Genomic DNA, 19,937 nt, shown 5'->3' with positions numbered 1-19,937 from the left:
GCGGAGGGGAAGAGGTGGGTCGTCAGAGGTTGAAGTACTTCATGGCGGTGCCCATGTCCTTGTCACCCCGGCCGGAGAGGTTGACCAGGATGGTGGCGTCCGGGCCCATCTCGCGGCCGAGCTTGAGGGCCCCGGCGAGCGCGTGCGAGGACTCGATCGCGGGGATGATGCCCTCGGTGCGGGCCATCAGCGAGAACGCGTCCATCGCCTCGGCGTCGGTGATGCCGTGGTAGGTGGCGCGGCCGGTGTCCTTGAGCCAGGCGTGCTCGGGGCCGACGCCCGGGTAGTCGAGCCCGGCCGAGATCGAGTGCGACTCGACCGTCTGGCCCTCGTCGTCCTGGAGCACGTACGTGCGCGAGCCGTGCAGCACGCCGACGGAGCCCTCGGTGAGGGTCAGGGCGTGCTCGCCGCTCTCCAGGCCGCGCCCGCCCGCCTCGTAGCCGTGCAGCCGGACGTCGCGGTCGCCGATGAAGGCGTGGAAGATGCCGATGGCGTTGGAGCCGCCGCCGACCGCCGCGGCGACCGCGTCGGGAAGGGCGCCGGTGAGCTCCAGCATCTGGCGGCGGGCCTCGACGCCGATGATCCGCGCGAAGTCGCGGACGATCTCGGGGAACGGGTGCGGCCCGGCGATCGTGCCGAACAGGTAGTGGGTGCGGTCGACGTTGGCCACCCAGTCGCGGAACGCCTCGTTGATGGCGTCCTTGAGGGTCTGGCTGCCGTTGGTGACCGGCACGACGGTGGCGCCGAGCAGCTTCATCCGGGCGACGTTGAGCGCCTGGCGCTCGCAGTCGACGGCGCCCATGTAGATCACGCACTCCAGGCCCATCAGGGCCGCGGCGGTCGCGGTGGCGACGCCGTGCTGCCCGGCGCCGGTCTCGGCGATCACGCGCGTCTTGCCCAGCCGCTTGGTCAGCAGGGCCTGGCCGAGCACGTTGTTGATCTTGTGGGCGCCGGTGTGGGTCAGGTCCTCGCGCTTGAGGATGATCCGGGCGCCGCCCGCCTGCTCGGCGAAGCGCGGCACCTCGGTCAGCGTGGTGGGCCGCCCGGCGTAGGTGCGCAGCAGGTGGTCGAACTCGCGCAGGAAGGCCACGTCGTTCTTGGCCTTGTCGTACTCCGCGGCGACCTCGTCCAGCGCGGGGATCAGCGCCTCGGGCACGTAGCGCCCGCCGAAGATGCCGAACTTGCCGTGCACGTCGGGGTCGTCACCGTGGAGGCCGTTGCCCGCGAGGTCCGCGGTGGTGATAACGGTTCCGTCTTGGATCGTCACTGCTTACTGCCCCTCGGGTCGGGATGCGGGATGGGCACCGGCGGTGACCAGGTCGACCACGGCGGCCCGCGGGTCCTTGCCGGTCACCAGGCTCTCGCCGACCAGGACCGCGTCGGCGCCGGCGCGGGCGTAGGCGAGCAGGTCGTGGGGGCCCCGCACGCCCGACTCAGCGATCTTGATGATGCCCTCGGGGATCTTGGGGGAGAGCTTGGCGAACACCTCGCGGTCCACCTCGAGGGTCTTGAGGTCACGCGCGTTGACACCGATGATCTTCGCTCCGGCGGCCAGCGCCCGGTCGAGCTCCTCGGCGGTGTGCACCTCGACCAGCGGGACCAGGCCGATCGACTCGGCCCGCTCGATGAGCGAGACCAGCGCGTTCTGGTCGAGCGCCGCGACGATCAGCAGCGCCAGGTCGGCGCCGTAGGCGCGGGCCTCCCAGAGCTGGTAGGAGGTGACGATGAAGTCCTTGCGCAGCACCGGGATGTCGACGACGGCGCGTACGGCCGCCAGGTCGTCGAGGCTGCCGCCGAAGCGGCGCCGCTCGGTGAGGACGCTGATCACGTGCGCGCCGCCCGACTCGTAGTCGCCGGCCAGCGCGGCGGGGTCGGCGATCGCGGCCAGCGCGCCCTTGGACGGGCTGGAGCGCTTGACCTCGGCGATGACCGCCACCTGGTCCCCGCCCAGCGCCGCGTACGCGTCGCGGGGGGCGGGCGCCTTCGCGGCCCGCTCCTTGAGCTCGGCCAGCGTCACCCTCTCCTGACGCTCGGCCAGGTCGGCGCGGACTCCTTCGAGGATCTCTTCGAGCACGTTCACTTGCCCTCCCCGCGAAGCTCGGAGGCCAGGCTCGCGAACGCCGTCGTATCCGTGGTTCGCTCGCTCCGCTCGCTCACGAGTAAGGCCCCTCCCGATCGACTGCCCTTGTCCCGCCGATGGTATCGGCCCGGCCGGGGTCACCCGGCCACGGGGTGAGACCTATAGGTGACTATGGCGCTAGGAATTCGCCAAAGGGAAGATTTCGAACCACCCAAAACACGAGCACTAAAGTCAGCAATAGCCATCCGTGTACGGGTTGTACGTATTTGCGAGGACTCGGCCTCGCGATCCCGTCCGCACCCGTGCCCGCCCGTACGCCGGCCCCCGGGCCTGTGCCCCCGCGTACGGTCGCGTCCGGGACCACGGCCGCACCCGGGAGGGCACCCGCGCCCGTCCCCGCGGCCCCGCGCCAGGCGCCCAGCGTCCACCGGCCCCACAGGACGATCGCCACCGGGATCAGGACCACGACCAGCGGGTTGAGCCCCAGGGCCGTCAGCGGATCGCCGTGCGCGAGCGCGTGCACCGCCCGCAACCCGCCGCAGCCCGGGCAGTACAGGCCGGTGAGCATGAGGAACGGGCAGGGAGGGTAGTGCCCCGCCTCGTTCGGGTCCACCGCCGCCACGAAGGCCACAGCGGCGCCCGCCGCGACCCCCAGCGACACCGGCACCGCCACCCGCGACCTCGCGGCCCAGCCCCTCGGCACGACCCGTCAGCACCTCCCACCGGTGATCGGCTCCCGGCCGGCCAGCCTACCCGCGCGACGCCCCGGCCCCCGGGCCCGGGACACCCGCCGCTCCCGGGCCGTTCCCGGACGACGCCGAGGTCCCCCAGGGGACCCGCGCCTCAGGCTCCCACCAGGGCGGCACCGCCGAGCGTGCCGACCAGCACCAGCCAGAGGACGACGAGGCCCAGCCAGCACAGGATCCCGAAGTAGGACAGCACCAGCCCGGCGATCGCCATGCCCCGCCCGTCCTCGCCGGTCCGGCTGATCTGTCCCAGGGAGATGTGCCCGAGCACGGCGCCCACGATCGAGGTGACGCCGCAGAACAGGCCGGCGATGCCCATGATCAGCGCGGCGATGGCCATGCCGTTGTTGGGCCGGGACGGCGGCGGGCCGTATCCGTAGCCGCCGTAGGGGTCGTGACCGCCCGGCCCGTACCCGTCCTGCGGGGCCCCGTAGCCCCCGGAGGGGTCGTAGCCGCCCCCGGGACCGTAACCGCCCGGCGAACCGTAGCCACCCGTGGGGCCCTGGCCGGGCGGGGGACCGTAACCACCCGACGAAGGACCGTAACCACCGGACGAGGGGCCGTACCCGCCGGAGGAACCCTTGGCGTCCGGGAAGCCGTGGCCACCGTTTTCCGGAGGCTGTCCATAACCACCGGACTGATTGCCGTAGCTCATGATGACTCCTGATTTTCCGGGGTACGGGCGGAAGCCTAGCTAAAATGCTTGCGGAACGCCGGGTTACGCCCACTCTGACCGGCCCCGGAGGGCCTCGGGCCGGGCCGGCTCTGGAAGGTCTCGTGCCGGGTTCGCCGGGTCAGGTCTCCCGGGGGTCCTCACCGGCCGTCGGGTCGGTCCCCTCGTCGATGGCGTCCCAGAGCGCCCGCTCGGTCGGGACGCCCCGTGCCGAGGAGGCCGAGGACGCCGGGGCGGGACGGTCCGTGCCCGGATCGGCTCCGGGACGGTCGTAGCGGCCGGACATGCCCGGCCAGCGGCCGCCCCGCACGACCGCCGTCACGCCCGCGATCAGCAGGAGCGCTCCCCCGGCTCCGGCGACGACCGGCCACAGGGGGGCCGGGACGACCTGCGGGACCGTGCCCGTCGCCGTGGCCGTCGGCGCCCGCTCGGCGGCGAGGCGCAGCGCGGCGTCCACGCCGCTCCCCCACCGGGAGGCGGCGATCACCCCCGCCCCGCAGAGCGCCAGCACCACGCCGACGACCGCGCGCCAGAGGCCGCCCGTCACGAGCACGGCGACCGCCGCGGCGAGCGCCGCCCAGGCGGCGGGCCCGAGCGCGGGGGCCAGCTCGGCGGCCGAGAGGGCCACCTCGCGGGTGCCGTACGTCACGGTGAACCAGTCGCGTCCGGCGGCGAGCAGCACCGGCAGGGCGCCCGCCAGGCAGGCCGCCAGCCAGATCCACGGCTCCCGCCTGGCCGTCATGCCCGGGTCACCGCGAGCTCCCCGGCGTCGAAGCAGGTCCGGTCGCCGGTGTGGCAGGCCGCGCCCACCTGGTCGACCTTCAGCAGGAGGGTGTCCCCGTCGCAGTCGAGCGCGGCGGACCTCACGTGCTGCACGTGGCCGGAGGTGTCACCCTTCACCCAGTAGGCTCCCCGGCTGCGCGACCAGTAGGTGGCCCTGCCGGTGGTGAGCGTGCGGTGCAGCGCCTCGTCGTCCATCCAGGCGAGCATGAGCACCTCGCCGGTGTCGTACTGCTGGACCACGGCGGGGACCAGGCCGTCGGCGGTGCGCTTCAGCCGGGCGGCGATGGAGGGGTCAAGGGACATGCCGCAATTGTGCCGCACCCGCGGGGAGGGTCGGCGCCCGGCACGTCCGGCCTCGGCCAGGCGCCCTGAACGTCCGTCCCCGTACGGCCGCCCGGCACGTCCGGCTTCGGACAGGCGCCCTGAATATCCGTCCCAGGCGGCGGCCCGCACGTCCCCGTCCGGGACGAGGGCCGGGCACGAGGGCACGGCACGTCCCGAGCGGGACCCCGTACGGGCGGATGCGGGCGTTCGGTCCGAGGGGTCAGTTCGAGCGGTCGTCGTCGAGCACGTCGGCGGCGTGGACCACGATCTGCGGGTCGGGGGTGCCGACGACGTCGTGATCCTTGTTGTCGTACTCGAACATGCTCAGGACGTACCTCATGGCCTCGATCCTGGCGCGCTTCTTGTCATTGCTCTTGATCACCGTCCACGGGGCCTCCTCCGTGTCGGTGTTGACGAACATGTCCTCCTTGGCCTCGGTGTAGTCGTTCCACTTGTCGAGCGACTTCAGGTCCATCGGGGAGAGCTTCCACTGCCGCACCGGGTCGACCTGCCGGATCACGAACCGGGTGCGCTGCTCCGAGCGCGACACCGAGAACCAGAACTTCACCAGGTGGATGCCGTCACGGGTGAGCATCCGCTCGAACGCGGGGGCCTGTTCCAGGAACTCCAGGTACTCCTCGGGGGTGCAGAACCCCATCACCCGCTCGACGCCGGCGCGGTTGTACCAGGAGCGGTCGAAGAACACCATCTCCCCGGCGGCCGGCAGGTGGGCGATGTAGCGCTGAAAGTACCACTGGGTGCTCTCGCGCTCGTTCGGCTTCTCCAGCGCCACCACGTTGGCCCCGCGCGGGTTGAGGTGCTCCATGAAGCGCTTGATCGTGCCGCCCTTGCCGGCCGCGTCGCGCCCCTCGAAGAGGACGACCAGCCGCCCGCCGTTGTCCTTGATCCAGTACTGCAGCTTGAGCAGCTCGATCTGGAGCAGGCGCTTGAGCCGGTCGTACTGCGCCCGGTCCATCCGCTCGGAGTAGGGGTACCGCTCCCGCCAGGTGTCGACCGGAGAGCCGTCCACCCGCACCAGGACGGGATCGTCGTCATCGTCGTCGTCGACCCGCAGGTCCGCCAGCTCGTCGAGCAGGTCGCTGCGCTCCATAACCGATCGGATGTCCGGGACGGACGGCTGCCCGCCCATGGGCTCTTCGCCCTGTACCTCTGTCATCGGTCCCTTCCCCTGGACGGAACGTGGGATCCGCCCGTCCTTGCCTCTACCTCACCGTGACCAGGCTAATCCTCCCCGGCGGGACGGCCTTGACCGGCCTTTCCCCTCGCTCTTGACCGGCCGCACCCCACGGCCCCGGCCCGCCGCTCCCGCGACCTCGGCCGGCCCCGGAGCACCCGGGAACCGGGGCGCCTAGGAACGGGCCGACGAGATCCAGGAGGCGTACATGTCGGCGTAGACGCCGGGCGTGCGCACGAGCTCGGCGTGCGGGCCGCGCTGCACGATCCGGCCGCGGTCGAAGACGAACACCTCGTCGGCCGCCGCGGCGGTGGAGAGCCGGTGGGCGATGGAGACGGCCGTACGCCCCCGGGTGGCCCCCTCCAGGGCGCGGGCCAGCCTCACCTCCGTGGCCGGGTCCACCGCCGAGGTGGCCTCGTCCAGCAGGAGCAGGTCGGGATCGGCCAGGTAGGCGCGGGCCAGCGCGACGAGCTGGCGCTCGCCCGCCGACAGCGACTCGCCACGCTGGCCGACCTCGGTCGCCAGGCCGGCGGGCAGGCCCTCCATCCAGTCGGTGAGCCCCAGCTCGGTGAGGGCCAGCTCGATCTCCGCCTCGGACGCCGAGGGCCGCCCGAAGGCGATGTTCTCCGCCAGGGTGCCGTCGAACAGGAACCCGTCCTGGGGCACCATGACGATCCTGCGGCGCAGCGAGGAGAACCGCACGTCGCGCAGGTCGTGGCCGTCGACCGTGATCCTCCCCGAGACCGGGTCCATCAGGCGGGTGAGCAGCTTGGCGAAGGTCGTCTTGCCCGAGCCGGTCTCCCCGACCACGGCGACCCGCGAGCGCGGCGTGATGGCGGCCGAGACGCCGTGCAGCACCGGCGGCCCGCCGGGGTAGGAGAAGCCGACGTCCTCGAAGGAGACCGAGATGGGACCGCGCGGCAGGTCGACGCCGTCCTCGCCCGGGTCGGCGACGTCGGCCGGGGTGTCGAGCACGCCGAGGATGCGCCGCCATCCGGCGACGGCGTTCTGCGCCTCGTTGAGCACCTCGGTGGCCATCTGCATCGGCGAGACGAACAGCGTGATCAGGAACAGGAAGGCCACCAGGCGTCCCTCGCTGATGTCGCCCGCCAGGCCGAGCCTGACGCCGACCAGCACCAGCGCGGCCAGCGCGACGGCCGCGACGATCTCGGTCAGCGGGAAGACGGTCGCGACGATCCGCTGGGTGCGGGCCTGGGCCGCCTTGTTGGCGTCGATCGCGACGTCGAGCCGTTCGGCCGTACGGGCCTCCGAGCCGTGCGCCCTGATCACCGCGGCGCCCACCACGGCCTCGCTGACGGCCGAGAGCATGTCGCCGGTGCGCTCGCGCACCCGCGTGTAGGCGCCCGACAGCCACCGCTGGAACCGCGGCAGCACGACCATGAGCGGCAGGAAGCACCCCCACACCACCAGGGCGAGCTGCCAGGAGTAGACGAACATCAGCGCGGTGGCGACCACCAGCTGCCCCAGGGCGATGATGATCATCAGCCCGCCCCACTGCATGAACGTGCTGATCTGGTCGACGTCGCCGGTCACCCGGGAGACGAGCGCGCCGCGCCGCTCGGTGTTCTGGGTGAGCACCGACAGGTCGTGCACGTGCCGGAAGCCGCGCACCCTGAGCGTGGCCAGCGAGGACTCGGTGGCCCGGTACAGGCGGACGTTCATCAGGTACGCGCACAGAGCGGTGAACACCACGGCGGCGGCGCAGATCAGCACCGTGGTGCGGACGTAGGCCAGGTCGGGGGTGCCACCGGCCAGGCCGGTGTCGATGGTCTGCTGGACCGCGATCGGCACGATGATCTTGCCGACCGTGGCGACCACGGCCAGCGCGAGCGTCCCGGCCAGACCTTTGCGGAACTCCGGCGTGAGCGACAGCCCGTGGCGGACCGTGGCCAGGCCGGAGCGCTCGATCCCCTGGAACGCGCTCATCGGGGCCCCCCGCCCCGCGGGCCGCGGGCGGCCGGGCTCGGGTCGTACTGCCTCACGCGCTGACCTCTTCCTCGTGTTCGGCGGCGAGCGCCTCGCGCTCGGCGCCCTGACGTTCGTAGGCGGTGACCAGGTTGCGGTAGCCCTCGCAGCGCTCCAGCAGCTCCGCGTGGGAGCCGCGGTCGGCGATGCGGCCGTGGTCGAGGTAGACGACCTCGTCGGCCAGGGCGATGGTGGCCATCCGGTAGGCGATCACGACGACCGTGGAGACCTGGGCCGCGTCCCGCAGCCCGTACAGGATCCTGGCCTCGACCTGCGGGTCGACGCTGGAGGTGGAGTCGTCCAGGACCAGCAGCCTGGGGCGGCGCACCAGCGCGCGGGCCAGGGCGATCCGCTGGCGCTGGCCGCCGGACAGGGACGTGCCGCGCTCGCCGACCATGGTGTCGAGCCCGGCGGGCAGCGCGCTGACGAACCCCTCTGCCTGGGCCAGCCGCAGCGCCGCCCAGACCTCCTCGTCGGCGACCGGCAGGCCGAGGGCGACGTTGCCGCGTACGGTGTCGTCGAACAGGAACGTCTGCTGGGGCACCAGGGCGACCGCGCCGCTGACGCCTCCCCTGGCGACCTCGCGCAGGTCGGTGCCGTCCACCAGGACGGCGCCCGAGGCCGGGTCGACCAGGCGGACGAAGGTCTGGGCGAGCGTGGACTTGCCCGAGCCGGTGGGACCGACCAGGGCGACGGTCCTCCCCGCCTCGATCTCCAGGTTCACCTCGCGCAGGACGGGGAAGTCACCGTCGCCGTAGGCGTAGGCCAGGTCGCGCACCTCCAGCCTGACCGGGTCGGTGCCGGGAAGGTCGGCCGTGCCGTGCTCCATGGACCCGCTGGCGTCCATCACGGCCCGGATCCGCTCGTAGCCGACCACCGATCGGGGCAGTTCGGCGAGCACCCAGCCCAGCGCGCGGATCGGGAAGGCCAGCAGCGTGAACAGGTAGGCGACCTGGACGAGCACCCCCGAGCCGATCGCGCCGCTCTCCAGCCGCATCGCGCCGATCATCAGCACCGCGAGCACGCCCAGGGTGGGCAGCGCCTCCAGCACCGGGTCGAACAGGCCGCGGACCCGGCCGACGGCGATGTTGGCGTCGCGCAGCTCGTGGGCCTTGGCCGTGAAGCGGGCGGTCTCCTCGTCCTCGCGGCCGAGGGTCTTGACGACCAGGGCGCCGTCGAAGCTCTCGTGGGCGATCTCGCTGACCTCGGCGCGCAGCTGCTGGGCACGGGTGGCCAGCGGGTTGAGCCTGCGCTGGTAGACCAGGTTGAGCACGGCGATCGCCGGGAAGACCAGGAAGCCCACCAGGGCGAGGACCGGATCGGTGATCACCATCGCGACCGCGGCGGTGACGAGCATCACCACGACGCCGACCGCCATCGGCAGCGGCGCCAGCGGCGCCCAGGCCGCCTCGACGTCGGAGCCGGCGTTGGACAGGAGCTGCCCGGTCGGGTGGCGGTGGTGCCAGGCCAGCGGGAGCCTCAGGTACTGGCGGGTGACGTCCCTGCGGGAACGGGCCTGCATCCGGTACTGCATGACCCCGGCGAAGTAGCGCCGGCCGGCCACGCCCAGGGCCTTGAGCAGCGACACGCCGAGGATGAGGAGCGTGCCCGCGACCAGGGTGGCGGTGGTGATGTCCCCGTTCCTGAAGGCGGGGAGCACGACGTGGTCGGTGGCCCAGCCCAGCGCCCACGCCGCCGCGACGGTCATGAAGCCGTACAGGGCGCTGGACAGGACCGCCGCTGTGAAGATCGACTTCTCGGCGCGGACGGCCACCCCGAGGACACCGATCCCCCGGCGCATGATTGCGGTGGTCACCTTGCTCGACACGCGGGGAGTGTCCCTTCGAAGGAAATGTTTCACGCTTGTTTCTACCTAAGTCCCTATCAAAGTGGATCATGCGGTTATTCCCGGATCGGCCCCCCGACATGACGGGAGCACGCCGCCGGTTGCTCGCGCAACGATGTTGGTAGAGTGATCGACCGACCTCCTCCCTACTGCCGCAGGCGGGGGTTCGAGCCCCGGAGCCGAGGCCCCGGACCGCCTACGGAGGTATCCGATGAACCACGCCCGCGCCGAGCGCGCCGCGCTCGCCGACCTGTTCGTCACGGTCGGCCCGGACGCCCCCACCCTCTGCGAGGGCTGGACCACCTTCGACCTCGCCGCCCACCTCGTGCTCCGCGAACGCCGCCCCGACGCCGCCGGGGGCATCCTCCTCAAGCCCCTGGCCGGACGCGCCGCCAGGGTGCAGGAGGCCCTCAAGACCACGAAGGGCTACCCGGGCCTCATCGAGCTGGTGCGCTCGGGCCCGGCCGGGCTCTACCGGCTGCCCGGGCTGGACGAGGTGGTCAACACGATGGAGTACTTCATCCACCACGAGGACGTACGGCGTGCCCAGCGGGTGTGGGAGCCGCGCGAGCTCCCCGGCGACCTGGAGGAGCGGTTCTGGAAGCAGGTCCGCGCCGGCGCCCGGGTGTTCCTGCGCCACTCGCCCGTCCGCGTGATCCTGCACCGCGCCGGCGGGGGCGTCGCCATCGGCGGCCCCAAGGACGCCACCGGCCAGGTCGAGGTGACCGGCCGGGCCGGGGAGCTGCTGCTGTTCTGCTTCGGCCGCCAGGCGCACGCCAAGGTCGACCTCAGCGGCGACGACGAGGCGATCGCCCGGCTCATGGACGCCCCCCTGGGCATCTGACCCGTCCCGGCGAAGACGGTCGATGACGGTCGATGACGTTAAGGACCCCCTTCCCCGGGAAATCGGGGGGCATGAGCCTTACGAGCGATGACTACAGCGTCCACATCGACGGTCACACGGTGGCGGTGACCGGCAAGACCGGCCCGGTGCAGGCCCGCTGGACCCTCACGGTCGACGGCCGGGAGGTCGACCACGCCACGGCGTCCGGGGACTTCTCCCTCAGGGGCACGCTGCCGAACGGCACCGCCGTCCGCGCCGAGGTGCACCAGAGCCTGATCGGCCCTACGGAGGTCGTGGTCTACCACGGCGACGTGGAGATCTCGCGGTTCCACGGCTTCGTCGCGTGACCCCCGCCCCCGCCCCCGCGCGTCACCCCGTCGGCCTCCGGGACGAGGGCGGCCTGGCTCCGGCCCGCCGTCCCTCCCCCGGACGGCCGGCGTGCGACCCTCCGCCCCGTACGCCCCACGCGGGCCGCCCTCCCGGCTCCCACCTCCCTGGAACGGTCCCCGAATTCGCCATACCCGTCCGGGCGGACTAGCGCTACCGGTATACCTGGCAGTGAACATTGGACAGGATCGCCTCGCGACCGCACCATGGCGGGTGTGACCCATGCCAGACTCGCGACCGGACCACGGCTCGTCCCCGTGGGCCGGGTATGATCACTAAAATCCGGGAGCCACCCGGGCCGCAGATGCCAATGATCGATAAAATTCGGGTATATACGGCTGGGATTGGAACTGCCAGGAGGCCCCCATGCAGGTCAAGAAGGTCCTCACCTACCTCGCGGTAGCGTTCGTGGTCTTCTATCTGTTCACCAAGCCCGCCGAAGCGGCGAGTGCGGTCAACGGAGTCTTCGATGGAATCGTGACCGGAGCGGATCGATTGGCTCTGTTCGTCACCCGAGTGCTCAACTGACCGCCGGGCGAGGCCCGGCCCCGCCCTGAACCGCGTCACCCGCGCTCCCGGCCGATCCATGGGGGAGCGCGACCTCACCCGACCAACCGGACCGCCACGCCGCCCCCCGGCCGATCCCGGGGACGGTGCGCAGCCCGCCGCGACGACGTTCGTCGACCGGTGAATCCGGCATCCAGGTCACCCTCCCGCCGCCCGGAGCCACACGGCGCCACCGTACGGAGCGGTACGGACACCCCAGGCACGACGCGACACTCGTTCGTCCGTGCGACGAGCGCCCCTGACCCGATCATGGGCAACCGCTGGAAACTCCCGGACGGTCCCTTGATGATCTCTCCGGCATCGTGGGGAAGGGTCCGTTTTCTCGTACGGGGGGGTCGTTCATGCGGCGCAGACAGGGTCTTCTCCGAGCCGGAGTGATCGTCGCCGGAGTCCTGGCCTACGGCGCACCGGCCCTCGCACCGGCCTCCGCGTCGGCCACGTCCCCGGCCGCGAACCCCGCCGCCCGGCTCACCGTCCCGGCGCGGATCCCCCGCCCCGTCCCCGCTCCCGACCCCGCGCCCTCCTCCCCCGCCCCGGTCTCCCGGGCACCCCAGGCCGTCTCACTGACCCGGGTGGTCCCGGCACCCCCGGCAATCTCGCCGGCCTCGACGACCGTCCGCCCCTCGCTCCCCCTCGCCCGCCCGATCCTCGGCCATTTCGGCACCCCGGCGGGGCGGCCGCTGCGGGGCAGGATCACGACGGCCGTCCCCGCCGGCGAGACACTCGGCTTCAGGGTCACCGACCCCGCCCTGCTTCCGGCGGGGATCACGATCGACGCCGACGGCCTGCTGGGCGGCGCCTCCCGGGTGCCGGGCATCTGGACGGTCCCGGTCGAGGTGTGCACCCGCACGGGCGGTTGCGCCCCCGGCGCGGTGACGATCACCGTCACCGCCCCCTGCGCGGCCTCACCCGCCGATCCGTCCCGCGGCGTGCGCGCGCCGGACGAGGGCGGCGCCGAAGCCGCCGGCTGACACGCGGTAGCGGAGTCAGTGGGCGACGCGGACGGAGGTGGGGATGCTCCAGGGGCCGCAGTCGGAGCCGAACGTGCCGCGGTCGCAGCCCTGGACGATGAAGGCGAACCTGTTGACCTCGTGGCCGTTGGTGGTGCTGCACACGTCGCCGTCGCAGTACGGCGTCATGATGTACTGGCCGCTCCAGGGGGTCAGGCGACCCACCTTGACCTGGGTGGCCCTGCCCCCGTCCTTGCTCCAGCGGACGTTGAAGAAGTCCCAGTCACGGCCCAGGCCGCTCCACTTGAAGACGACCTTGTTCCCCTTCCCGTACGCGCGCACCAGGGTGCCGTCACCCAGGCTCGGGGACCAGACGATCTTGCCGTTGCGGAAGGTCTGCCAGGAGCCGCGCTTGTCGGGGTAGCCGAACTCCTTGCCGGTGGGGCAGCCGTAGACGCTGTTCTCGCCGCCGTTGGAGCGCCACAGGCCGCCGATCAGGCTGCCCGAGGGTGCCACCAGCGAGGCGTCGCACGCGCTGTGAGCGGTCGCGGCCCGCGCGCCGGCCGGTACGGCGAGGACGGTGACGCTCGCCGCGACGGCGACGGCGAGACCGAGGAGTGAACGAGAGGTGCGGCCCATGGAAGCGGTCCTTTCGGGCGAGATTCGCTGGTGCCCCCCATATGTACGACAGGCCGCTTTCACCCCGGCATCCACGCCTTGAGAATGGCTTGCAGAACACACATTCCGATCCACAAAGCAATAACATTTACCGATATATCCACATACAAAGGAGAGTGAGATAACGATCAAATCCGTGACGCTCCCGGTCCTCGCGGTGCCGGCGCTGCTGCTGTGCGCATGCACCTCCGGTCAGGGGTGGGAGGCGTCCCCGGTGCCGTACGTGACCCCGTCGGCACTGCTGCCGGAACCGCCTCCGTCGTCGTCCCCCGGCCGGATTCGGAAGGGCAGGCGGCACTGGCGCCACCGGCGGGAAAGGGCGGCCGCGACCCCGGCGACATCAACGGCGACGGCTTCGCGGATTTGGTCTTCCTCATACCCCACGACCACTGGTCGCCCGATCTCGCGATCGTGTACGGCTCACGGCGCGGGCTGAATCCCGCGACCCGGACGATGGTGGCCTCCACCCACGTGGAGTTCACCACCGGTACGAGCACGGCCGACCTGGACGGCGACGGCTTCGCCGACATCCTCGCCCACGGCCGCCCGGCGAAGGCGCTCAGGAAACCGAACGCACCGTACATCCTGTGGGGCGGCCCGAAGGGGGTGGACCCCAGGGCCGAACCGACCCCCTGGAGAACCCCTTCACCGCCTTCGCCCTCATGGACGGGGGACTTCGACGGCGACGGCGACGCCGACCTGGCGATACCGGTAGGGGCGACGAACGATTCGAGCACTCTCGCGACCGAACTGGCGCTGTTCCACGGACCGTTCACCCGGACCGGCTCCGCACGGCGTCACGACATGCGGCCCTCACCCGACGGAGAACCGCCCAGGTCCCTGATCGCGGGAAGGATCGGCCGGCACCGTGCCACCGACCTGTTCGAGCATGCCTCAGGCATCGAGGGCCAGCATGCGACGTGGCTCCTCAGGGGCGGCCCCGCCGGCCTCTCGCACACCCCCCGCACGCTGAACGAGGGTGGTGCCGTGGCCCTGGGCGACTTCGACGGGGACGGCAGGGACGAGCTGGCGCTGGCCTGGTTCTCCTCCGCCTCCGTCGAGGGGTGGGACCAGGGACTTTCGGTCTGGTGGGTCACGGACGGCACCCGCGACGAGACCTTCTTCGGCACCGGCGCCTGGTGAACACCGGCCAAGACCCGCCGAACACCCGGATCACGCGATCCCGGCCACCCCACCGGCGAAACCCCGAGGGCCGGCCCCCGCCCGGCTCAGCCAAGCCTGCCCGCTACAGGGGGGCCGGCGGATAGCCTTCCGTGCCGATCGTCACCAGCACCGGCTCCGGCAGCGTGAACGGCTTGCCGAAGGAGCTGACACTCTCACGCGTGTAGCGGTTGACGTCGGGCTCGCTGAACACCCTGACGGTCCCGCACTTCCGATCGATGATCACGTAGACGGGAATCCGCATCGAAGCGTACGCCTCCGGCTTGTCGCCGTAATCCTCGGAACGGGTGTTCTTCGACACCACCTCGACGACCGCCGCCACGATCTCCTTACGGACCGGGTTCTCGTCATCGGTGAGACTTCCGGCAGGAATGATCACGATGTCGGGCTGCGGGCCTCTGTGGTCACCGGGCGTCCCGACCCCCATGTCGGGCAAAGCCCACCAGGCGTCGGAGGGAATCTGACGAATCGTCTCGCTGACGATCACATTATGAAAGGCGGACGCGGACGCCTGAATCACGATCTTCCCGGCGTACCACTCGACCTTGTACCCGTCGCGCTCCGCCGCCAGCGCGAGGAGCTCACTGAGCGTCCTCGACTCGTTCGACACCCTGCCCCTCCTCGTCTCGCCCGTGTCCGACAATGCCGGCGAACAAGAGCCGGCGCCCATGACCGCGAGAGGACAACAGGCACGACCGGCTTCCGCACTCCCCGCCATCGCGTGAAGCAGCTTCCGTAGGCCCCCTGAACAACCAGGAGAGGTCGCGGCTTCCTCCGTACGGGACGCAAGGCGTGAAGCCCGGCCCTGCGCTCCTTTCCGCAGGGGCGCTTCAGCTACGGCGGCCTTCCCGGGCCGCCCCGCGCCGAGGCTTCAGCGTCGGCGCGCCCCCTGGGCGGCCGGAAAGAAAGGAGCTACGGCCCGCGCCCCGTACGGCCGGATCCCGGTGCGCGGAGGCGGGCCGGTGTTCCGGGCGGCGTATAAGAAAGCGCGACCGTCGCGCCCGGCAGGCCGGAGGCCTGGGAAACAGACCCCGGCCACGACGGCCGCCCGGAACACCGGCCCGCCGCAGCGCGACCCCGCCCGCCGCCCCGGATGCCCGGATGCCCGGATGCCCGGCCTCAAGGGACCCCGCGCCCACCCACACAGCGCACGCGACGACGCCCTACAGCGGAACCGTCCGGCAAAAATCAGCGAACAGGATGCCCCGCCAGCCGCAGGGTCTCCTTGACGTCACCGATCTTCAACTGCCCGAAGTGGAACACCGAGGCGGCCAGCACCGCGTCCGCCCCCGCGTCCACCGCCGGAGGGAAGTGTTCCAGCTCTCCGGCGCCCCCGCTGGCGATGATCGGGAGCGACACCGCGGCCCTGACGAGCCGGATCAGCTCCATGTCGTAGCCGTCGAGGGTGCCGTCGCCGTCCATCGAGTTGAGCAGGATCTCCCCCACACCGAGTTCCTCACCCCTCTGGGCCCACTCGACCGCGTCGAGCCCGGCGCCCCGGCGGCCTCCGTGCGTGGTCACCTCGAACCCCGAGGGCATGGGCGGGCCGTCGACGACCCGGCGGGCGTCCACCGACAGCACGATGCACTGCGCACCGTACCGCTGCGACGCCTCGGTGAGCAGCTCGGGCCGGGCGATCGCCGCGGTGTTCAGCACCACCTTGTCGGCGCCCGCCCGCAGCAGCTTGTTCACATCTTCCACCGACCGGATGCCCCCGCCCACGGACAGCGGGATGAACACCTGCTCGGCGGTCCGGCTGACCACGTCGTACATGGTCGTCCGGTCGGAACTGGAGGCGGTGATGTCCAGGAACGTCAGCTCGTCGGCCCCCTCCGCGTCGTAGCGGCGGGCCAGCTCCACCGGATCCCCGGCGTCCCTGATGTTCGCGAAGTTGACGCCCTTGACCACCCGCCCGGCGTCCACGTCCAGGCAGGGGATCACGCGCACCGCGACAGTCATCGGAAACTCCTCAGAAGCCAGGTCAAGAACGTACCGCCGCGAGGGCGTCCTCAAGGGTGAAGGCCTGCGCGTACAGCGCCTTGCCGATGATGGCCCCCTCGACCCCGATCGGGACCAGCGAGGCCAGGGCCCGCAGGTCGTCCAGGGACGAGACGCCGCCGCTGGCGACCACGGGCTTGTCGGTACGGGAGCAGACCTCGCGGAGCAGGTCCAGGTTGGGGCCGCGCAGCGTGCCGTCCTTGGTGACGTCGGTGACGACGTAGCGGGGGCAGCCGTCGCCCTCCAGGCGCTCCAGCACCTCCCACAGGTCGCCGCCCTCCTGGGTCCAGCCCCGGGCCGCCAGCGTCGTGCCCCGCACGTCGAGGCCGATCGCGATCCGGTCCCCGTACTCGGCGATGATCTTCGAGCACCAGGCGGGGTTCTCCAGCGCGGCGGTGCCGATGTTGACCCTGCGGCACCCGGTGGCCAGGGCGAGCTCCAGGGTCGCGTCGTCGCGGATGCCTCCGGACATCTCCACGTCGACGTCGAGGGCGCCCACCACGGTGGCGAGCAGCTCACGGTTGCTGCCCCGGCCGAAGGCCGCGTCCAGGTCGACCAGATGGATCCACTGCGCGCCGGCCTCCTGCCAGGCGAGCGCCGCCGACAGGGGGTCGCCGTAGGAGGTCTCGGTGCCCGCCTCGCCCTGGACCAGGCGGACCGCCTGGCCGTCGGCGACGTCCACGGCGGGGAGCAGCTCAAGCGACATCTGTTCAGGTCCTCCGGTCGAAAACAAGGGTGAGAAAAAGCGGTACGAACAACAGGGACAGGACCAGGGTGCCGAACCGCGCGGCCCACGAGGACCAGAGTAACCAGGCGATGACCTGGACGATCAGGAACAGTACCGCCGCGACGGCGTTCTGCGCCCGGCGGCGGCGGGCCATGATGCCGCCCTGGGAGACGATTTTGACGGGCCTGCCCGGCAGCAGCGCGGTCACCCTGCCGACGCGCTCGCGCCGGCGCGCCAGCCTGGCCTCCCGCTCGGCGCGCAGGGCCTCCTGACGGGCCCGCTCCGCCTCCCGCTCGGCCCGCCGCCTGGCCCTCTCCTTGCTCATCCAGGATCCCCCGAAACGCTCATCGAGCACCTCCCGGAAGGCTCGTCGAGAACCCCCCGGGATCCCGCCAGGAGCATCATCGGACACCCAGGGAAAAAGCCGAAGAACCCCCGGAAAGCCTCACGCGACCGTTCCCAGCCAGTTGACCAGCAGCTGCGCCCCGGCGTCGCCCGACTTCTCCGGGTGGAACTGGGTGGCCGCCAGCGGCCCGTTCTCCACGGCCGCGACGAACGGCGTGCCGTGCTCGGCCCAGGTGATCAGCGGGTCGTCGAAGCCCGGCCCCGGCCGCAGCTCCCAGGAGCGCACGCCGTAGGAGTGCACGAAGTAGAAGCGCGTCTCAGCGTCGAGCCCGGCGAACAGCCTGGTCTCCGCCGGGGCCTTGACCGTGTTCCAGCCCATGTGCGGCAGCACCGGCGCCTCCAGGCGTTCCACCGTGCCCGGCCACTCCCCGCAGCCCTCGGTCGTGACGCCGTGCTCGACGCCCGTCTCGAAGAGGATCTGCATGCCGACGCAGATGCCGAGCACCGGCCGCCCCGCCGACAGGCGCCGCGCGACGATCCGCTCGCCCCGCACGGCCCGCAGCCCGGCCATGCAGGCGGCGAACGCCCCCACCCCCGGCACGACGAGGCCGTCGGCCTCCATCGCCTTCTCGTAGTCGGCCGTCACCGTGACGTCCGCGCCGACCCGGGCCAGCGCGCGCTCCGCGGAGCGGAGGTTGCCCGAGCCGTAGTCGAGGATCGTTACCTTCTTCACCACCACAGCACCGCCGTCGTCGTCGCCAGGACCGCGAGGACGGCGAGCAGCACCGCGCCCCGCCGCAGACCCTGTTTGATGAATGAGATGATCCCGCCGACGAGGAAGAGCGCCACGAAGGCCATCGCGACCGCCGACCAGTTGTCACTCACGGCCGCGCCCCCTCACCCGGGAACCGGTCACAGCACGCCCTTGGTACTGGGCACCCCGGTAGCGCGCGGGTCACGCTCCGAGGCCGCCCGCAGCGCCCTGGCCAGCGCCTTGAACTGAGCCTCCACGATGTGGTGGGCGTTGCGCCCGTACGGGACGCGCACGTGCAGGCAGATCGCGGCCTGGGCGACGAACGACTCCAGGATGTGCCGGGTCATCGTCGTGTCGTACTCCGCGCCGATCATCGGCGCCATGCCCTCGGGCTCGGTGTGCACCAGGTACGGGCGGCCGGACAGGTCGACCGTGACCTCGGCGAGCGACTCGTCCAGCGGGCAGGACGCGTTGCCGAACCTCCGCAGGCCCGACTTGTCGCCCAGGGCCTCGCGGAACGCGGCGCCCAGCGCGAGCGAGGTGTCCTCGATCGTGTGGTGGGAGTCGATGTGCAGGTCGCCCTCGGTCCTCACGGTCAGGTCGAACAGGCCGTGCTTGCCGAGCTGGTTCAGCATGTGGTCGAAGAACCCGACACCGGTGGACACCTCGACGTTCCCGGTGCCGTCGAGGTCGACCTCGACCAGCACCGAGGTCTCCTTGGTGACGCGCTCGACGCGACCGCGACGGGGCGCGGCCGTGCCGCCGGCAGTGATGCTCACAGGATCTCCTCCAGGGCGGCGCGGAACGCCGCCATCTCCTCGGTCGTTCCGATCGAAACTCTAAGCCACTGCGGCGGCCCGACCTCACGGATCAGCACCCCGCGCTCCAGCAGGCCCCGCCACACCGCGTGCCGGTCCTCGAAGAGGCCGAACAGCACGAAGTTGGCGTCCGAGTCGGCGACGGTCAGCCCCCGGCCGCGCAGCCACTCCACGGTGGCGTCCCGCTCGGCCCGCAGCGTGTCGACCGCGCCGAGCAGCTCGGCGCGGTGGGCCAGCGCCGTCAGCGCCGCCGTCTGGGTGAGCGTGGACAGGTGGTAGGGCAACCGGACCAGCAGCAGCGCCTCGACGACCGCCGGGTCGGCCGCCAGGTAGCCCAGCCGGGTGCCGGCCATGGCGAACGCCTTGGACATGGTCCGCGTGACGATCAGTCGAGGATTGTCCGGCAGCAGGGTCAGCGCCGACGGGGTGCCGGTGCGGGCGAACTCGAAGTAGGCCTCGTCCACCACCACGATGCCCGGCGCCGCCTCGACGATCCGGGCGATCACCGCCGGGTCCAGCGCGGTCCCGGTGGGGTTGTTGGGCGAGGTCAGGAAGACCACGTCGGGCCGGTGCTCCTCGATCGCGGCGACCGCCTTGCCGACGTCGATCCCGAAGTCCTCCTCGCGCGCGGCGGAGATCCACTCGGTCGAGGCGCCGGTGGTGATGATCGGGTGCATCGAGTAGGACGGCTCGAAGCCCATCGCGGACCGGCCGTGGCCGCCGAAGGCCTGCAGGATCTGCTGCAGCACCTCGTTGGACCCGTTGGCCGCCCAGACCCGCTCCACGTCCAGGCCGTGGCCGAGGTACCCGGCCAGCTCCCGGCGCAGCTCCAGCGCGTCGCGGTCGGGGTAGCGGTTGAGCTCGGAGGTGACGCCCCGCACGGCCTCGGCCAGGTCCGCGACCAGGGACGCCGACGGCCCGTAGGGGTTCTCGTTGGTGTTGAGCCTGACCGGCACGTCGATCTGCGGGGCACCGTAGGGCGTGCGCCCCCGCAGGTCGTCCCGGATCGGCAGATCCTCCAGTCTCACGGGCGCGCCTCCCCTGCCGGGGGAAG

The 19,937-nt window shown here is 71.8% G+C and carries 23 protein-coding genes; 5 read left to right on the top strand and 18 right to left on the bottom strand.

Annotation, left to right across the window (positions count from 1 at the left end; translation table 11 throughout):
• Nucleotides 1-22: 22 nt before the first annotated feature.
• From trpB to ACLQ2R_RS25175, 9 genes are all read right to left on the bottom strand, one after another.
• Complete coding sequence (gene trpB, locus ACLQ2R_RS25215; RefSeq protein WP_425963053.1) at nucleotides 23-1,243, bottom strand: tryptophan synthase subunit beta; 1,221 nt, start codon at nucleotides 1,241-1,243, stop codon at nucleotides 23-25.
• A gap of 27 nt (nucleotides 1,244-1,270) precedes the next feature.
• Nucleotides 1,271-2,080, bottom strand: a complete 810-nt coding sequence (gene trpC / locus ACLQ2R_RS25210) for an indole-3-glycerol phosphate synthase TrpC (protein WP_425963015.1) — start codon at nucleotides 2,078-2,080, stop codon at nucleotides 1,271-1,273.
• 169 nt (nucleotides 2,081-2,249) lie between these two features.
• On the bottom strand, nucleotides 2,250-2,783 hold the full coding sequence (locus tag ACLQ2R_RS25205; protein ID WP_425963014.1) for a DUF2752 domain-containing protein: 534 nt from the start codon (nucleotides 2,781-2,783) through the stop codon (nucleotides 2,250-2,252).
• A 140-nt stretch (nucleotides 2,784-2,923) separates the two neighbouring features.
• Complete coding sequence (locus ACLQ2R_RS25200) at nucleotides 2,924-3,481, bottom strand: DUF4190 domain-containing protein (protein ID WP_425963013.1); 558 nt, start codon at nucleotides 3,479-3,481, stop codon at nucleotides 2,924-2,926.
• A 139-nt stretch (nucleotides 3,482-3,620) separates the two neighbouring features.
• Complete coding sequence (locus ACLQ2R_RS25195; RefSeq protein WP_425963011.1) at nucleotides 3,621-4,241, bottom strand: TIGR02234 family membrane protein; 621 nt, start codon at nucleotides 4,239-4,241, stop codon at nucleotides 3,621-3,623.
• A complete protein-coding gene (hisI, locus tag ACLQ2R_RS25190; protein ID WP_425963010.1) occupies nucleotides 4,238-4,585 on the bottom strand; it encodes a phosphoribosyl-AMP cyclohydrolase in 348 nt (115 codons plus the stop codon). Before hisI ends, ACLQ2R_RS25195 begins: the two co-directional genes overlap by 4 nt.
• 241 nt (nucleotides 4,586-4,826) lie before the next feature.
• Nucleotides 4,827-5,783, bottom strand: coding sequence for a polyphosphate kinase 2 (gene ppk2, locus ACLQ2R_RS25185; protein WP_425963009.1), 957 nt, complete (start codon nucleotides 5,781-5,783; stop codon nucleotides 4,827-4,829).
• Nucleotides 5,784-5,975: 192 nt separating this feature from the next.
• Nucleotides 5,976-7,748 carry an ABC transporter ATP-binding protein gene (locus ACLQ2R_RS25180; RefSeq protein WP_425963008.1) on the bottom strand — a complete coding sequence of 591 codons (1,773 nt, stop codon included), beginning with the start codon at nucleotides 7,746-7,748 and terminating at the stop codon, nucleotides 5,976-5,978.
• A 52-nt stretch (nucleotides 7,749-7,800) separates the two neighbouring features.
• Nucleotides 7,801-9,588, bottom strand: coding sequence for an ABC transporter ATP-binding protein (locus ACLQ2R_RS25175; protein ID WP_425963052.1), 1,788 nt, complete (start codon nucleotides 9,586-9,588; stop codon nucleotides 7,801-7,803).
• Nucleotides 9,589-9,844: 256 nt separating this feature from the next.
• Here ACLQ2R_RS25175 and ACLQ2R_RS25170 point away from each other — a divergent pair, with 256 nt between their 5' ends.
• The 4 genes from ACLQ2R_RS25170 to ACLQ2R_RS25155 all read left to right on the top strand — a co-directional run bounded on the left by ACLQ2R_RS25170 (nucleotide 9,845) and on the right by ACLQ2R_RS25155 (nucleotide 12,402).
• Nucleotides 9,845-10,477, top strand: a complete 633-nt coding sequence (locus ACLQ2R_RS25170; protein ID WP_425963007.1) for a TIGR03085 family metal-binding protein — start codon at nucleotides 9,845-9,847, stop codon at nucleotides 10,475-10,477.
• A gap of 71 nt (nucleotides 10,478-10,548) precedes the next feature.
• Nucleotides 10,549-10,824 (top strand): hypothetical protein, encoded by a 276-nt coding sequence (locus ACLQ2R_RS25165; RefSeq protein WP_425963005.1) that lies wholly within the window; start codon nucleotides 10,549-10,551, stop codon nucleotides 10,822-10,824.
• A 406-nt stretch (nucleotides 10,825-11,230) separates the two neighbouring features.
• Nucleotides 11,231-11,392 carry a hypothetical protein gene (locus tag ACLQ2R_RS25160; protein ID WP_344904412.1) on the top strand — a complete coding sequence of 54 codons (162 nt, stop codon included), beginning with the start codon at nucleotides 11,231-11,233 and terminating at the stop codon, nucleotides 11,390-11,392.
• A gap of 380 nt (nucleotides 11,393-11,772) precedes the next feature.
• The gene (locus ACLQ2R_RS25155; RefSeq protein WP_425963003.1) at nucleotides 11,773-12,402 is read left to right on the top strand and encodes a hypothetical protein; all 630 of its coding nucleotides are present in this window, start codon (nucleotides 11,773-11,775) and stop codon (nucleotides 12,400-12,402) included.
• 15 nt (nucleotides 12,403-12,417) lie between these two features.
• On the opposite strand, the gene ACLQ2R_RS25150 is transcribed toward ACLQ2R_RS25155, so the two are convergent.
• The gene (locus ACLQ2R_RS25150; RefSeq protein ID WP_425963002.1) at nucleotides 12,418-13,020 is read right to left on the bottom strand and encodes an LGFP repeat-containing protein; all 603 of its coding nucleotides are present in this window, start codon (nucleotides 13,018-13,020) and stop codon (nucleotides 12,418-12,420) included.
• Between the two features lie 219 nt (nucleotides 13,021-13,239).
• On the opposite strand from ACLQ2R_RS25150, the gene ACLQ2R_RS25145 reads away from it, so the two are divergent.
• On the top strand, nucleotides 13,240-14,202 hold the full coding sequence (locus ACLQ2R_RS25145) for an FG-GAP repeat domain-containing protein (RefSeq protein ID WP_425963000.1): 963 nt from the start codon (nucleotides 13,240-13,242) through the stop codon (nucleotides 14,200-14,202).
• Nucleotides 14,203-14,305: 103 nt separating this feature from the next.
• On the opposite strand, the gene ACLQ2R_RS25140 is transcribed toward ACLQ2R_RS25145, so the two are convergent.
• The 8 genes from ACLQ2R_RS25140 to ACLQ2R_RS25105 form a co-directional block, all read right to left on the bottom strand.
• Nucleotides 14,306-14,851 (bottom strand): Uma2 family endonuclease, encoded by a 546-nt coding sequence (locus ACLQ2R_RS25140; RefSeq protein WP_425962999.1) that lies wholly within the window; start codon nucleotides 14,849-14,851, stop codon nucleotides 14,306-14,308.
• Nucleotides 14,852-15,429: 578 nt separating this feature from the next.
• Nucleotides 15,430-16,200, bottom strand: a complete 771-nt coding sequence (gene hisF, locus ACLQ2R_RS25135; protein ID WP_425962998.1) for an imidazole glycerol phosphate synthase subunit HisF — start codon at nucleotides 16,198-16,200, stop codon at nucleotides 15,430-15,432.
• A gap of 22 nt (nucleotides 16,201-16,222) precedes the next feature.
• Nucleotides 16,223-16,945, bottom strand: a complete 723-nt coding sequence (gene priA, locus ACLQ2R_RS25130) for a bifunctional 1-(5-phosphoribosyl)-5-((5-phosphoribosylamino)methylideneamino)imidazole-4-carboxamide isomerase/phosphoribosylanthranilate isomerase PriA (RefSeq protein WP_425962997.1) — start codon at nucleotides 16,943-16,945, stop codon at nucleotides 16,223-16,225.
• A 4-nt stretch (nucleotides 16,946-16,949) separates the two neighbouring features.
• Entirely contained in the window at nucleotides 16,950-17,291 is a 342-nt protein-coding gene (locus tag ACLQ2R_RS25125) for a hypothetical protein (protein ID WP_344904695.1), read from the bottom strand.
• 120 nt (nucleotides 17,292-17,411) lie between these two features.
• Entirely contained in the window at nucleotides 17,412-18,047 is a 636-nt protein-coding gene (gene hisH / locus ACLQ2R_RS25120) for an imidazole glycerol phosphate synthase subunit HisH (protein WP_425962996.1), read from the bottom strand.
• Nucleotides 18,041-18,196 (bottom strand): hypothetical protein, encoded by a 156-nt coding sequence (locus ACLQ2R_RS25115; protein WP_425962995.1) that lies wholly within the window; start codon nucleotides 18,194-18,196, stop codon nucleotides 18,041-18,043. Before ACLQ2R_RS25115 ends, hisH begins: the two co-directional genes overlap by 7 nt.
• A gap of 27 nt (nucleotides 18,197-18,223) precedes the next feature.
• Entirely contained in the window at nucleotides 18,224-18,844 is a 621-nt protein-coding gene (hisB, locus tag ACLQ2R_RS25110) for an imidazoleglycerol-phosphate dehydratase HisB (RefSeq protein WP_425962994.1), read from the bottom strand.
• Nucleotides 18,841-19,911 carry a histidinol-phosphate transaminase gene (locus ACLQ2R_RS25105; RefSeq protein WP_425962993.1) on the bottom strand — a complete coding sequence of 357 codons (1,071 nt, stop codon included), beginning with the start codon at nucleotides 19,909-19,911 and terminating at the stop codon, nucleotides 18,841-18,843. The genes hisB and ACLQ2R_RS25105 overlap by 4 nt, the downstream gene beginning before the upstream one ends.
• Nucleotides 19,912-19,937: the final 26 nt, after the last annotated feature.

It is taken from the genome of Streptosporangium sp. DT93 (assembly GCF_049844535.1).
GTDB lineage: Bacteria > Actinomycetota > Actinomycetes > Streptosporangiales > Streptosporangiaceae > Streptosporangium.
This window is presented reverse-complemented; position numbering and strand designations above follow the sequence as displayed.